Source organism: Yersinia sp. Marseille-Q3913 (genome assembly GCF_963892745.1).
GTDB classification, from domain to species: Bacteria; Pseudomonadota; Gammaproteobacteria; order Enterobacterales; family Enterobacteriaceae; genus Yersinia; species Yersinia bercovieri.
The window spans coordinates 380,922-396,320 of sequence record NZ_CAWQAF010000011.1; the positions used below are offsets into that span (position 1 = coordinate 380,922).

A 15,399-nucleotide genomic window follows, 5' to 3' on the forward strand; every position below is an offset into this window, starting at 1 on the left:
AACTTGTAACTGCAAGCTGGACGAGGCGGGTAACACTTTAGCTACGCGGCTTTCAGACTTCGGACCTTTCTCCGACAGCAGTATATTAGCCTGCTTATTATCAACTTATCTACAATGTGTGATCTAAATCACTTTTAAGCTAGAGTTAACAATCGATGCAAAACAAGCGACCAGCGCTAAACAAACAGGCCACACAGGATAAGCAATGGAAAGACTAAAACGGATGTCGGTGTTTGCCAAAGTGGTTGAATGCGGCTCTTTTACTGCGGCGGCGCGGCAGTTAGAGATGAGTGTATCCTCAATCAGCCAGACCGTGTCCAAGCTGGAAACCGAGCTAAATGTTAAACTGCTTAACCGCAGTACCCGCCGCATTGGCTTGACCGAAGCGGGCCGGATCTATTATCAGGGCTGTCGGCGCATGTTGCAGGAAGTGCAGGAGGTGCATGAGCAGTTATACGCATTTAACAATACGCCAACCGGCACGTTGCGCATCGGCTGTTCATCCACCATGGCACAAAATGTGCTGGCGACCATGACAGCGGATATGCTGAAAGAGTACCCCGGTTTGTCCGTCAATTTGGTTACCGGGATCCCGGCACCGGATCTGATTGGCGATGGTCTGGATGTGGTCATTCGCGTGGGGGCATTGCAAGATTCAGGGCTATTTTCCCGCCGCCTCGGCTCTATGCCAATGGTGGTTTGCGCCGCCAAAAGCTATTTGCTGCAACATGGCACCCCGGAAAAACCGAGCGATATGATCAACTTCTCCTGGCTGGAGTACAGCGTGAGGCCAGACAGTAATTTCGAACTGATCGCGCCAGAAGGGATCACCACACAAATATCGCCACAAGGCCGCTTTGTGACCAACGACTCACAAACCATGATCCGCTGGCTTAAAGCGGGCGCAGGCATCGCCTACGCACCATTAATGTGGGTGATAGAGGAGATTAAGCGCGGTGAAGTGGAAGTGTTATTCAAAAAATATCACTCTGACCCGCGCCCGGTATATGCGTTATATACTGAAAAAGACAAAATGCCTCTCAAGGTTCAAGTCTGTATCGATTATTTAACCGAATACTTTAAGAACGTTGCAGAGATATATCAGGGTTATCGTTAATAAAAAACACCTTTTTCAGGTCAAGAAATGTTAATTATTTTCTCCATACAGACCTTAATTCCATGCTATAAAGTAACGATATAAACAAGAAAAATCCTAATTAGCAATCCACGTTAAATTCATAATCATCCTACAAGTTGACAAAAATAGCCGCTATCATTCTAATATCTAGAATAGACTATTAGCTATATATTAATATATATTTCAGTCTACATATCCCGCATTAATCACAACAAAGTGGTGCATATGTTTATATCAAAAAGCTTACTCGTATTTATTATCACAGCCCAAGAAGGGTCGTTAACAAACGCGGCTAACAGGCTATTTACCACCCCCCCACCAATGAGCAGAAGCTTGAAAATACTGGAGGGGAAATTGGGTTTTAAGCTATTTCACCGAACAACCCACGGACTCAGACTGACGTTGAAAGGAACTGCTTTATATAAAGAAGTATATCCTATTTATACCTATTTGACTGAGTTGAGCGAAGACTACAAGAAATGTAAAAATGGTATTATCAATATTGCAACTTGTGAAGTCAAATCAGAATATGCTGGGTTCATTTGCGATTATTTCGTCAAAAACAAGAATTTCAATATTGAACTTAAAGAAAACATTAAGTATGAAAATCAATCAGATATAGTTATTAGCTCAAAAAAAATAAAAATGACCAATTTTGATGTAGAGCTATCAGCAACTTGCAAAGCAAATTTACAATATGCATCACACTTGGAAACGCTCTCAAATTACCCTCAGTGCTTAAAAGAATTACCCTTTATACAAAGTGCTATTTTCAGCTCAACTAATTGTTTTAATGAATTTATTTTTACATTGAAACAACAAGGATTCAAAGGCCACATCCTGAATATTGATGATAAAATAACGCGTTATAACTTAATCAAAAAAGGAGCTGGTATTTCCATTACAACCAAAGGCTTTTTCCCCGATGAAAAACCTGAGCATTTATCAGGTCTCTGTATAGATAACAATACAAGTTTTGATGTTACTTATTATATTTATCTAAAAAGCTCGGTAATAAATAAAGACTTATTTATTCAGCATGTTAGAGAGAACTCGCCACTATTATGGCAAGAAGTCAATGAAAGTCATTAATTTCGTTCAGCGTATAGCAATATCACCATGAACTCATTTCTGGCTTATCACTTATTAAATGTAGAGGTGTCTTATGCAAGATAAAAAACAATTTGCTGCGGTAGCTATGGGAAAAACCGAACAGCGTATTAAGGATCTTAAGCTGAAAAATATAACCACCCTCTTTGATGTCACCGCAGAAAGTGAAGCACAATTTATTGCGAAGGTTGTTAATGCTCACTCCGGTGAACAGGGGGGACAGGAAACTGAATTATCCGAACAAGCCAAAACACTCTATCAGCAAGCCAAAATTGAGGTAAACCATCAGCAAGCTGCCAAGCGAGCAACACAGTTACGCAATGACCCAGTACTCCATAGCATCAACAAACTGGCTTTTCCTGTACTGCCATCAACATTACAACCACAAGCCAGAACTGATCTCTCGCTGACTAGTGAAATCCCTGAGCGGGAAAAACTCTATGTTGATCCGGCGTCTATCCAATCAATGTTCTCTCCGGCCCGCTATTTATGTGAACTCTATAATGTGGCACAGGAGTTACATGCGCCGGAAAATAAACTACATATCGATCTGCGCCGTCCGGACATAAAGGCGTTAACACTGAGCAATAATAATATGCAGAGGGAAGTCTCTTCACTGGATATATTATTGGATGTACTACAAAAGAAAGTCACTCCAGCGGCCCTCACCGAGGATACTAAGACACAGGCGAATAACGCTTCATTCACCCTACCTTACGATGACAACCTCACGGTTATTAATACGGTGCTACAGGATAAATCTATCAGCCTGCGGGAGATCGCGACACTGCTGACAGATAATGATGAACCGTGGGAAAACATAATGACCCCAGCATTAATGCAAGAGCAATTGGGGCTAAATGCTGCTAGTTCAGCATTAATTAAAATAGCATCAGATATGGATGATAGCAGTGTGCAACGTTTGGCTCATGCCACTCAACTTGATATTGAGCAATTGAAATGGCTTAATAAAAATATCATTACAAACAGTAATGAAAATGACAAAAAAAAATTAGAAGTGCTTGCAATCATCGCCGAATATCGCCGCTTAAACCAACACTATGGGTTGTCGGTCGATCAGTACGTGGCCATTATTAATGACATCAACATCCATGCTAAAGATAATGAGACAAGTTTCTTTCAACAAACGTTCTCTCCTCTTACAACTGATATAACGCTTAACTTCATTGACCAAAAAGAAAATGAAACTATTCTTAGAAACAAATTAGGCATTACTGCTGAAGAGTTACGTCGTATTGCTAAATATTGTTTTGGCGAGCAATCCAATAACGTCGAAATGAATACCCATAAATTTAGCCAGTTATACCGTATGGCATTTATCCCATATCTATTGGGTCTGTGTTTCTCACAAGCAGAATATCTATGGAAATTAAATGACAAACTAGACTCTGGCGTAATGGAAAAAATCGCCACCAGTAATGCACTGTTTATTGTTAATTCCATTGATCTACTGGAAAAAAATGTTCAATGGATGAGTGAGAAAAAGCTTGATATTGCAGCACTGCAAGCGATGACAACCACTCAATACAGTACGGCGGCCACCCCTGAACTCTTTAATTTCTTATCTAATATTTATCAGACACTGGGAAAACAGGTCTATTCTGACTCGCTCAAACCCAATCTGTACCGTAGCCTGGGAGCTGGATTCCATCTAAAAAGCAATATTGTCGAAAAACTGGTTGATTGGCTAGAGAGAAACGACACTGATTTTAGATTAGAAGATTTATGGAACAATATTTCGATGATATTCATCGAAGCACCTTCATTGCATCAGCTAGAGGTGCATCAACCATTGATCATCCAATGCCATAAGCTGAGCCAATATGTACTGATTGCCCAATGGGCAGAATTAACCGACCAAGAAATAACATTTATCTTATCAGATGAATATTTTGATAATAGAGCGCACTCGTCTTCCCCTGATTTAGCGTTACTGCAATTTTTATCCGAATTTAAATTCTGGCAAAAAAATATAAAAACATCACTTTCAAACGTACTGGCTCACATTAAAAATTCCAATATCGACCAAGATGAGAGAGTTAAAAATTTACGGTCCGCAGCGGAGGTTACAAGATCAGTAGCAAATAATACTCTAAACGAAGTCAAAGAAGAAATATATTCGTCAAATGAAGTCATTCACAATTTAGAATCAAGGTACAATAGATTTGAAAAACTTGGGGCTTCATTGTACAAAATAGTATTACTTGATGCAACAAAACGTATCAACATCTGCAAGGAAAAGATCGCAGCATCAGAAGAAAAAAAGAAGCAGGCAGAGGATTCAATTGTAAAAGCAGATAAAAATATAATAGAACACATAAAAAAATATGAATATGAATACCAAATTGAAACCATAGCAAAAATACATGACTGGGACCTGGAGTTAACCAAAAATACGATTAAGCATATTTTCAATGATAAATTCGATCATGACTTAAAATCAATTATATTATTGGTAAACTGTATGTCAATAATTAAAAAACTAAATATCAGCAGTGAGTGTTTATCTAAAATACGTTCATTTTCACTAAATAGAAATGTAGAAAATAGTAACAATATTAAGTTTATTGCTAATGAGTTATTCGCAGATATTTGATGTAAAACTCAACCAAGTCACTAATATTAATCCTATAGGGATACCTATTATGCCTAATACTATTGTATTAAATAAAATTAAAGAATTTCGCCGTGATGCATTGGTCGACTACTATCTGGCTAAAGATAGTAGCGCCGACCAGAGTATCAATACAGCAGAGAAACTATATCAACACCTGCTATTAGACACCAAGGTTGACCATGAGGTGAAAACCTCACCTATCGCCGAAGCCATCAGTAGTCTCCAACTCTATATCGAACGCTGCATTGATGGTGCAGAACCTAACGCTGCTACCGATAAAATTAAAAAACATTTCAGCACTGATAATTTCCTGCATAACTGGAATCTTTACAATAAGCGCTATCCCCGCTGGGCGGGTAAAGAAAAGTTAAAATACTATGCTGCAGACTATATTGATCCAGCACTACGCCATAATAAAACTGAACTATTTACCGAGTTTGAACAGAGTATTAGTCAAGAAAAACTGAATGAGAAATCGGTCCATAATGCTATCCAGAAGTATCTCATCAGATACAATGAATTAGCTCATCTACAAACAATAAGTCATCTTGAAGTCACTGAAAATAGAACTCATTTCTTCATTGGCCGCAGTCAGGAAATTCCATACAAATATTACTGGCGCAGTTGCCAACAGGCATCAAACCTGTCACCAGGATATATTTGGTCTGAATGGAAAGAGATCAAGGCTAACATCGATGGGTTAGAAAAAAAATACATTACAACCTCATGGAACAAACATCATTTATATTTAAGTTGGATTAGCAAAGAAAAAAGGAAAAACAATGAAGGTGAAGAATACATACACACAGTCCATCAGACTTCATATAAAAATGATGATGACACTTGGGTAAACAATTATAAATTCGAATTTGATTATGATAAAAGCTATTCTATAAGCGAACTACAATCGCTAGAATTATACGATATTCGCCGAATTTTTAATGTGAGAGAAATAAAAAATCCAGATGGCACTATTGCTAATGGGGAGATAAATGCCGCCTTAGTAGAAAAGACAACGGCAGATACTCCATTGAGCTATATAGTCAATATTGTTCAGCCATTTTCAATCACTGGTGATGAGAATAAGAACGTTAACATTGATAATATTATACTTGTCGCCACTAATGGTCAACAGTATAAGATTAAGAATATCATATCAAAGAAAGATATAATTGTAGACAAAGGTGCTCCAGACTATATTTATACTACATCCCCGCTTAATACCCAAAGTGGCACCGCTTTAAGCAATGAAATCATTACGGATACTCCAGAAAATCTAACCGCACCGGACTCATCATTGCTGATCAGTAAATTACAACAGGGTGTCGATATTTTATTGAGTTATGACACACAATTAAATTCGGTTAATATTAAGCCATTTAATCAATCCTATGGTCTTTATCTATGGGAGCTATTTTTCCATATTCCGCTACTGGCCTCTGCCCGTTTCCTTACCGAACAACGTTTTGATGAGTCAGAACGTTGGTTAAAATTTCTGTTTAGCAGTGCCGGTTATCGTGATAATAATGGGGAACTACAGCTCGAAGGGAATAAGCCTCGCCACTGGAATACATTACCGCTGCAACAAGACCACGACTGGGATAATAGTACCCTACTCGCCACCAACGACCCCGATATGATTGCCATGCAAGATCCGATGCAATATAAATTAGCGGTATTTATGCGCACATTGGATGTGTTAATAACACGTGGTGATCACTCTTATCGTCAATTAGAACGAGATACGCTGGTTGATGCGAAAATGTATTATGTGCAAGCCAGTCAATTATTGGGAGAACGGCCAAATATTGGCATGACTGATAATTGGAAGGTTGATAATCTTCAAAAGGTGGCGACTACTCTGACTAAAGAGAATTCACAGGGCGATTTCTTACCACCCTATAACGAAATGCTGCTGAGTTACTGGGATAAAATTGATATCCGCTTATATAACTTGCGTCATAATCTTAGTCTGGATGGTCAACCATTACATCTTCCATTATTTTCTACCCCAGTGGATCCAAAAGAGTTGCAACGCCAACAGGCTAATGCCGATGGTATCAGTAGTACTACTGCCCTCAAGACTGCGCCCCCCAGTCTCTATCGTTTTCCACTATTACTGGAACGCGCCAAAGATGCTGTCAACTCAGTAATACAATTTGGCAATACATTGCAAATTGCGTTAGAAAAACAAGATAGCGAAGCGCTCAGTTTATTATTACAGCAACAACAACAGCGCATCCTGAAACAAACCCTCGATATTCAAAAGACAAATATTGAGATGCTTACCTGCCGTCGTAATACCACAAAAATAGCGAAAAGCAGCGCTGAAAAGCAGCTGAATTATTATAGTCTACTCATTACTGGTGATATTTCTGGCTATGAACAAAAAGCGTTAGATATGCGTATTGCGGCACAAGCGCTGGGGCTAACGGCAGCTATCCCGCTTGCTGTAGGGGGAGCATTGGATACGGCACCGAATATCTTCGGTATGGCCGACGGCGGTTCGCATTGGGGGGCGATTTCTCAATCCGTCGCCTGGGGTATCCAGGTTATGTCAGGCGGCATAGAACAAGGTGCAGGTATACAGGATATCAAAGGCAACTACGCCCGCCGTGCCGACGAATGGCAACTGCAGAAAACAGTGGCAGAAAAAGATGTCGCGCAGTTGAAAGAGCAACTCAACGAGTTGCAACTCCAGATTTCAATGGCCAATAAGCAGTATAACCTGACTGAGATGGAACAAACCCACACATTAGCCGTTTACCAGATGCAGACTCATCGCTTTAGCGGCAAGGCGCTGTATGACTGGATGGTTGGCCGCCTGACGGGTTTGTATTACCAGCTGTTTGATGCTGCTCAGCCTCTGTGCCTGATGGCTAAAAGTGCATTGGAGCGTGATATCGATGCCAGCAAAACACAGTCCCTGTTCGTCAATTCAGGCTGGAACAATCTCTATCAGGGGTTATTAGCAGGTGAGGATCTGATGCTCAACCTGCAAAAACTGGAAAATGTCTGGCTGATGGAAGAACAACGCGCGCTAGAGGTAGAACGCACGGTATCACTGGCGTCCCATTATCAGAATTTAACGGACAAGTCGTTTCCACTGGCAGACACCATCATGAGCTGCATTAGCGACAATAAAGCCGAAAAATTTGGCACCGAGCAAGATTACGTCAATATCCACGATGACATATTGTTCGTCTCCCTCAATATCAAGAGCCTACAACTGGCGACGGATTACCCAGAAACAATGCATCTAGGCACTATTCGCCGCATCAAACAGATCAGCGTGAGTTTACCTGCGCTATTAGGGCCTTATCAGGATGTTCAAGCCACCCTGAGTTACGGTGGCGAGGCGACCAGTCTGGCCAACGGGTGCAGTGCACTGGCAGTCTCGCGCGGAATGAACGATAGCGGTCAATTCCAACTGGACTTTAACGACGGTAAATATCTGCCATTTGAAGGAATTGATATTAGCGACTCTGGCACTTTGTTGCTGCGCTTCCCGAATGCAACTAAAAAGCAAAAGGTACTGCTGCAAAGTCTGAGCGACATCATTTTGCATATTCGCTACACCATTCGTTTCTGATGACAGCACCACTTAAAACAGGCCTCAGTAGAGGCCTGACAGGAGCTATTTATGGAAAATAATCAACAACATGTTGGCGTTACACCTTTATCGCTCCCTAAAGGGGGTGGTGCAATTACCGGTATGGGCGAAAGTCTGGGGGCTATAGCCCCGAGTGGTATCGCCACGCTGACGCTGCCATTACCTATCTCCTCAGGGCGCGGCTACGCACCAGACTTAGCCCTAAGCTACAGCTCTGACAGCGGTAATGGCCCCTTTGGTTTGGGTTGGAATATCAACACGATGTCGATTCAACGGCGTACTGCTAATGGTGCGCCCAACTATGATAGCCATGATGAATTTATTGCACCCAACGGCGAGGTGCTACTGGCCGTTTCAGCACCGAAGGATAAAGCAGAATATTCGTTACCTGGCTTCACTATAGTCCATTACCAGCCACGGGTAGAGGGTCGCTTTGATCGCATTGAATTTTGGCAGCCTGAAAATACGAACTTAAATCAAACCGCGTTTTGGTTAATTTACGCTGCCGATGGTCAAGTATATTGTTTAGGGAGATCAGCCCAGGCCCAGATTGCCGATCCGGATCACCCGACACATATTGCAAGATGGCTATTGGAAGAGTCAGTCTCCCCGACAGGCGAGCATATTTGTTATCGCTATAAGAACGAAGATGATATCAATGTTGATTCGGGGGAGAAAAACCGTCACCCGCAGGCCTGTGCCCAGCGTTATTTACACCAAGTGCAGTACGGAAATCCAGAAGCATCCAAGCAGTTATATATTCTTACCGCTTATCAGCCAAATGACTCTGATTGGCTATTTACATTGGTTTTTGATTACGGTGAACGTCTCAATAGCTTGTCCGATGTACCCGCACTAAAATCAGAAGGTTCATGGTCTTGCCGTCAAGACCCCTTCTCTCGCTACGAATATGGTTTTGAGGTGCGCACCCGCCGCCTGTGCCAGCAGGTATTAATGTTCCATGACGTACAGACACTCGCGGGGAGAGGACAAAGAGGTCATGCCGAACTGGTCGCACGTCTTCGCCTGAGTTATCTGGTCACCCCCTATGCCACTCAGCTAATCAGCTGCCAACAGGTCGCCCATGAAAAAGACGGCACAGCGCTGACCTTACCGCCACTGGAGTTTGATTATCAACAGTTCCAGGCTGAAACAGAAACCAGCTGGCAAGCGATGCCCGAATGGGACAAATTTAATCCATATTATCAATTAGTTGATCTTAATGGCGAAGGATTGCCGGGAATGTTAAATCAAGAGGATGGTCGTTGGTGTTATCACCCACCAATGCGGCAACCCGACAGTGAAAATGGTGTCAGTTTTGGCCATGCCCAGATATTACCAACAATCCCGTCGATGCAGGATAACGCCAGCTTGATGGATATCAATGGTGATGGGCAGTTAGATTGGGTCATCAGTCAGTCTGGGATAGCGGGTTATTACTGCCGCAATCCAGAAGAGAGCTGGACGCAATTTACACCGCTTTCAGCCCTGCCCGCCGAGTACTTTCACCCACAGGCACAATTGGCAGATTTGATTGGTGATGGCATCTCAGATCTGGCGTTAATCGGGCCAAAAAGTGTCAGGTTGTACGCTAATCAACGCAATGGTTTTGCTAGCGCGCAACTTATCTATCAAAACGAAGCTGTCACACTGCCCATTCCGGGCGGCAATCAGCATGAACTGGTCGCGTTCAGCGATCCATTCGGCAGTGGGCAGCAACACTTACTTAGAGTGCGCCACGATAGTGTGACCTGCTGGCCGAATCTGGGCCATGGCCGTTTTGGCAAGCCAGTGACGCTTTCAGGTTTCAGCCAGCCCACCGAGAGTTTCAATCCGCAATCCATCCGGTTGGCCGATATTGATGGCTCTGGCACCGCCGATCTGATTTACGCCAACAGTGATCACTTGCTGATCTATCGTAATCAAAGTGGCAACAGTTTTGCGCCACCGCTAAAGCTCCCTTTGCCGCACGGTGTTCGTTACGATAACACCTGCCAACTGACCTTGGCTGATGTGCAAGGCCTGGGGGTCACCAGCTTGTTGCTGAGTATTCCGCATATGTCCAACTGCCATTGGCGCTATGATTTAACCACGACCAAGCCTTATCTGTTATGTACCGTCAATAATAATATGGGCGCAGAGAACCACTTGTTTTACCGCAGCTCAGCCCAGCTCTGGCTTGATGAGAAAGCCGCTGCTGCTGCCGAAGGCCACACAATAGCTTGTCACCTGCCTTTTCCCCTCCACTTACTGGTGCAAACCGAACAACTTGATGAAATAACAGGTAATAATCTGAAGCAAGAGGCCCGCTACTATCATGGTTTTTACGATGGTATCGAACGTGAGTTCCGAGGTTTTGGCCGTGTGGATGTGATGGATACTCATGCTGATGCCCAAGGCTCCAGCCAGGAGCGCACTGCACCGTCACTCAGCCGCAGTTGGTTCCATACAGGCCGTGCTGACGATGAAATCCGCTATCGCGCAGAGTATTGGCAAGGTGATGATCTGGCTTATTCGTTAGGTCATACCCGACTTACCACCTTTAATTCTGCGGATAATAGTGATGATTTACTCACTGAAACCTCGGTGAAGCAGACGTATTGGTTGTATCGCGCGCTAAAAGGCAGCCCGCTGCACACTGAACTGTATGGACTGGATAATATCGAGCTAAACAACCTACCTTATACCTGCAATAGCACTCGCTATCAGGTACGACAGGTACGGGTCAGTGATAATGATCTGAATTCGCCGATTGTGATGCCGATGCAACTGGAACAGCTCAGCTATCACTATGAGCGCATTCCTCAGGACCCACAGTGCAGCCAGCAAATTGTCCTGCGCAGCAATGAATATGGTCATCCCCTTCACAGCGTTTCCATCAATTATCCGCGCCGTGCTCAAGACAAAGTGACTCCTTATTCCTGGATGGCACCCGATCACTGGGCCAGCAGTTATGACGATCAACAGCGCCTATTACGCCTGACGGAAACCCAACAGTCGTACTATCAGGTAACCCAAGAGGATGGATTACGGCTGGGCTTACCCTGGCAGCAACGCAGCGATGTGCTGACTTTTCACGCCGATGTGACTCCCATTAACGGCCTAAGTTATGAAATCGTTACACAGAAAGAAAATGCATTGGGCATACCGATAGAAAATATCTTTGCCGGGCAAAATGAACTGTTCTATCACCCGAAATATCTGTTGATGGGCTTAGTGATTGCCAGTGAACATGCTGAATTTGATGATACGTCTCTCGGTGCATTAGATGAAATGCTACCTGCGGGCAAAGTGCGAGATGAGCAACTGAGAAGTGCGGGATATCAGCTGACACCGCGCCTGTTTGCCCGCACAGGTGAAGCGGACGTGTGGACGGTACGTTCTGGGCTAACTGACTATTCCGGCTCCCAAACACTTTTTCGCCCCATCGCGCAAAGAAGTACTCAATTAGTCGGTGCGACAAAACTGGTTTGGGACCATTTTACCTGTGCAGTGACCCAGATCCTGACGGCTGACGGCAGTAGCACCACAGCCAAATATGATTACCGCTTTATCACCCCTTATCATCTTACTGATCTGAATGATAACGAACATGATATCTCCCTTGATGCATTGGGTCGCGTCATCTCGTTACGTTTCTGGGGGACGGAGATAGATGACGACAAGGAGGTGAAGCGCGGGTTCAGCCAACCATCAATACAACCATTTATTGTCCCAACATGCATTGAAGATGTTATCGCCCAAGAACACAACGCATTGCCCGTAGCACAATACATTGTTTATCAGCCATTTAGTTGGATGGTCAAACCTTCGTCCACCTTGATAAATGAGTGGATCAAGCACGGATCCACGCGAGATGACTTAATCCAGAACCAGTTGATGACGGAAGAGGGCTACTTGTACACCCTGGGTTCGCGTCGCTGGCTACGGCAAAATAAGTCCTCATTAGCTCAAATCGTAGAAAATGAGATCAAGAACCAACTACGCCAGCCTCCTCATACCATCACCGTGATTAGCGAAAACTATGATAGCAAGGCTCAGCAGGGAAAATTACAACAGCGGCAAGTCATTATGTACCACGACGGCTTTGGCCGAACACTGCAAGTGGCACAGCGGGTTGAAGCCGGTGAGGCGTATATCCGTGACGAAGATGGCAGTCTACACGTCAAAAACAATCAACCGCTCATTGGTGTCGCTCACCAACGCTGGGCTGTCACTGGCCGCAGCGAGTATGACAACAAAGGGCTGGCCGTGCGTGCTTATCAACCTTACTTCCTCAATGACTGGCGCTATGTCCGTGACGACAGTGCTCGCAAAGATACCTATGCCGATACCCATAGTTACGATCCCCTAGGGCGAGTAATTAAGGTTATCACTGCCAAAGGATATCTATGCCGGACGCAATACTTCCCGTGGTTTGTTATCAGCGAGGATGAAAACGATACTGCAGCGGAAGTCAGCGAAAATAAAAACTAACAATATCAAACAGTAACGCTGACCGGCCTACACTGCGGTCAGATCCACTGATGACTAATCTCGGTAGGTAATCCAAATGCAACTCCTGGTTCCTGGTGACAACTTTGTTATTACCTGGGTCATTATCGGCCTTCTTTCTGCCTGGGGAGGCTTGGTGCGTTACATCCTCGATAAAGATAACGAAGAGGATGAATGGAGCTGGATCGCCGTCATGAGTCAGGTCGTTGTTTCCGGCTTCACTGGCTTAATTGGCGGTCTGTTCTCTTTCGAAAGTGGCGGCAGCCGCTATATGACATTCGCCATTGCTGGTTTGTTTGGCGCAATGGGTAGCACCGCCCTGCAATATCTCTGGAATCGTTTTTTTGGTCATCATACCCCCCCTAAATAACTAAGAGAGGTCACCATGTCCGATGACAAATCCCCCTTTCGTTTTGGGCAGATTAGTGAACATAACTTACGCAATGTGCATCCAGACTTAGTGCTGATCGTACGCCGTGCTCTTAGGTTAAGCACGGTCGATTTTCGCGTTATCGAAGGGCTTCGCACTCTTGAACGCCAGCGACAACTGGTGCGTAACGGCAGCAGCAAGACCCTGAATAGTCGCCATTTAACCGGTCACGCCGTGGATCTGGCACCGATAATTAACAACAAAATCCCTTGGGAGGACTGGGGAGCTTTTCATCAGATCGCAAAAGCCATGAAGCAAGCCGCGCAAGAGATGGAATTACCATTGCAATGGGGTGGTGACTGGAAAACATTCAAAGATGGCCCACATTTTGAGCTGCCGAGAGAGGTCTATCCATGATCAATTTACGCATCCTACCCACAGTGGTGAAAACCATCCTGTCACTGTTGGTTGTTGCCATCGCCATGTGGCTGGTACAAACCGGACGGACACTGGAAAGATTGAACCTGGAGAATGTCGCACTAAATAGACAACTGGTAGAGTATGGGCAGGTTAATCAACAACTTAACCAACAAATATTACTGACAACAGCCCATCTTCAACAAGTACAGGAGCACGAACGAATCGAGGGAGAGAAAAGCGGTGAACTACAAAAACAGCTACGTGTGGCACAAAAAGGTAACCCTTGCGCTGATGAGCCTGTGCCTGCTGATGTTATCCGGATGCAGAAGCAAGCCATCGATAATAATAAGTGAGTGTTTAGCTTTTCCAACAGCCTTATTACCCCCCTGCCTGATGCCTGAATTCAAGGTGCAAACCTGGGGTGACTATCCACAATACGTCGAGAAAACCCGCCTGGCTTTAGCCCGCTGCAATACCCAACGCGACTCTGCGTTGCTCTTTTTAAAACAGCAGAAACAGTAAATTAAGGATCATTATATGCCTAAAACATTATCTGGATCACTATGCGAACAGACCCCCACCATCACCGTCAGTGATAACCGGGGGCTGGGAATTCGTTCAATCGCTTATAACCGTACTAATAGTCATGATACCGCCGAGGAGCTTATCTCCCGCAACGGCTACAATGCACTGGCTCAGTTGACCGCCAGCCGCGACCCGCGCCTTGACGTGGATAACTTTAACTATCAATACAGCCTTGCTGGCACACCACTGCGTACCTGTGGTGTTGATAGCGGCACCTTAATGCAACTGATTGATGCTGAAGGCCGCCCCATCATCAGTCTTGATGCCAAAGGCACCCGTAGCTGGGTCACTTATGAGCCGGAACTGGGCCGCCCATTAGCGCACCAGCAGCAGCTTAAAGACGGCTTGAAAACCGTAACTGACCGCTTCTTCTATGGTGAAAACCGCCGCGAGCATAAAGCCGCTAACCTTAACGGGCAGTGCATCCGCCACTACGACACTGCCGGGTTACAAGAACTTCTCAGCCTGTCGATTACCGGCGTGGTGTTGAAGCAGCAGCGCCGTGTATTGACCGATACCCTCGGTCCAGTGGATTGGTTTGGCGAAGAGGGGCGCTGGTTTCTCCGCCTTAGCCGTAAACCTTTTATCACCACCTGCACCACCAATGCCCTGGGCCAACTCATCACACAAACCAATGCTAAAGGCCATACCCAGCGCATGAGCTATAATTGCGCCGGGCAATTAGTGGGCAGCTGGCTCACCTTCTATGGCGGAATAGAGCAGGTGATTGTTCGCGCCCTGACCTACTCCGCTGCCGGGCAAAAGCTACGTGAAGAGAGCGGGAATGGCGTGGTGACTGAATCCCGCTACGAGCCACAAACTCAGCGCTTAGTGGGCATCAAAACCAGCCGGTCGGTGCACAAAGAGCGGCCAACACTGTTGCAGGACCTGCGCTACGATTATGATCCGGTCGGTAATATTCTCGCCATCCATAATGATGCCGAAGCCACTCGCTTCTACCGCAATCAGAAAATCGTGCCGGAAACCACTTACCGCTATGATGCTTTGTACCAATTGATTGAGGCCACGGG

Annotated in this window: 9 protein-coding genes and 1 pseudogene; all 10 read left to right on the forward strand. The window is 44.7% G+C overall.

The features are described from left to right. Positions 1-205: 205 nt before the first annotated feature. Positions 206-1,117 carry an HTH-type transcriptional activator AaeR gene (aaeR, locus tag AACW11_RS06795; RefSeq protein WP_212584168.1) on the forward strand — a complete coding sequence of 304 codons (912 nt, stop codon included), beginning with the start codon at positions 206-208 and terminating at the stop codon, positions 1,115-1,117. A gap of 246 nt (positions 1,118-1,363) precedes the next feature. Next, a complete protein-coding gene (locus AACW11_RS06800) occupies positions 1,364-2,230 on the forward strand; it encodes a LysR family transcriptional regulator (RefSeq protein WP_212584169.1) in 867 nt (288 codons plus the stop codon). A 73-nt stretch (positions 2,231-2,303) separates the two neighbouring features. After that, on the forward strand, positions 2,304-4,865 hold the full coding sequence (locus tag AACW11_RS06805; protein WP_212584170.1) for a Tc toxin subunit A: 2,562 nt from the start codon (positions 2,304-2,306) through the stop codon (positions 4,863-4,865). A 49-nt stretch (positions 4,866-4,914) separates the two neighbouring features. Beyond that, positions 4,915-8,478: a Tc toxin subunit A-related protein gene (locus tag AACW11_RS06810; protein WP_212584171.1), complete on the forward strand. Its 3,564-nt coding sequence runs from the start codon at positions 4,915-4,917 to the stop codon at positions 8,476-8,478. A gap of 51 nt (positions 8,479-8,529) precedes the next feature. After that, positions 8,530-12,975 (forward strand): SpvB/TcaC N-terminal domain-containing protein, encoded by a 4,446-nt coding sequence (locus AACW11_RS06815; protein WP_212584172.1) that lies wholly within the window; start codon positions 8,530-8,532, stop codon positions 12,973-12,975. Positions 12,976-13,051: 76 nt separating this feature from the next. Next, a complete protein-coding gene (locus AACW11_RS06820; protein ID WP_212584173.1) occupies positions 13,052-13,363 on the forward strand; it encodes a phage holin family protein in 312 nt (103 codons plus the stop codon). Positions 13,364-13,378: 15 nt separating this feature from the next. Further along, positions 13,379-13,780, forward strand: a complete 402-nt coding sequence (locus AACW11_RS06825; RefSeq protein ID WP_212584174.1) for a M15 family metallopeptidase — start codon at positions 13,379-13,381, stop codon at positions 13,778-13,780. After that, positions 13,777-14,136, forward strand: a complete 360-nt coding sequence (locus tag AACW11_RS06830) for a DUF2570 domain-containing protein (RefSeq protein WP_212584175.1) — start codon at positions 13,777-13,779, stop codon at positions 14,134-14,136. Before AACW11_RS06825 ends, AACW11_RS06830 begins: the two co-directional genes overlap by 4 nt. Further along, positions 14,093-14,305 carry an Rz1-like lysis system protein LysC gene (lysC, locus tag AACW11_RS06835; RefSeq protein WP_249192689.1) on the forward strand — a complete coding sequence of 71 codons (213 nt, stop codon included), beginning with the start codon at positions 14,093-14,095 and terminating at the stop codon, positions 14,303-14,305. The genes AACW11_RS06830 and lysC overlap by 44 nt, the downstream gene beginning before the upstream one ends. Positions 14,306-14,320: 15 nt before the next feature. After that, positions 14,321-15,399: pseudogene (locus tag AACW11_RS06840) on the forward strand (RHS repeat protein); the annotation flags it as partial.

Excerpts from the sequence above, each read along its gene's own strand:
- aaeR (WP_212584168.1), top strand. The coding sequence starts at position 206 with ATGGAAAGACTAAAACGGATGTCGGTGTTTGCCAAAGTGGTTGAATGC.
- AACW11_RS06815 (WP_212584172.1), top strand. The coding sequence starts at position 8,530 with ATGGAAAATAATCAACAACATGTTGGCGTTACACCTTTATCGCTCCCT.
- AACW11_RS06810 (WP_212584171.1), top strand. The coding sequence starts at position 4,915 with ATGCCTAATACTATTGTATTAAATAAAATTAAAGAATTTCGCCGTGAT.
- AACW11_RS06825 (WP_212584174.1), top strand. The coding sequence starts at position 13,379 with ATGTCCGATGACAAATCCCCCTTTCGTTTTGGGCAGATTAGTGAACAT.
- AACW11_RS06805 (WP_212584170.1), top strand. The coding sequence starts at position 2,304 with ATGCAAGATAAAAAACAATTTGCTGCGGTAGCTATGGGAAAAACCGAA.
- lysC (WP_249192689.1), top strand. The coding sequence starts at position 14,093 with ATGTTATCCGGATGCAGAAGCAAGCCATCGATAATAATAAGTGAGTGT.
- AACW11_RS06800 (WP_212584169.1), top strand. The coding sequence starts at position 1,364 with ATGTTTATATCAAAAAGCTTACTCGTATTTATTATCACAGCCCAAGAA.
- AACW11_RS06820 (WP_212584173.1), top strand. The coding sequence starts at position 13,052 with ATGCAACTCCTGGTTCCTGGTGACAACTTTGTTATTACCTGGGTCATT.
- AACW11_RS06830 (WP_212584175.1), top strand. The coding sequence starts at position 13,777 with ATGATCAATTTACGCATCCTACCCACAGTGGTGAAAACCATCCTGTCA.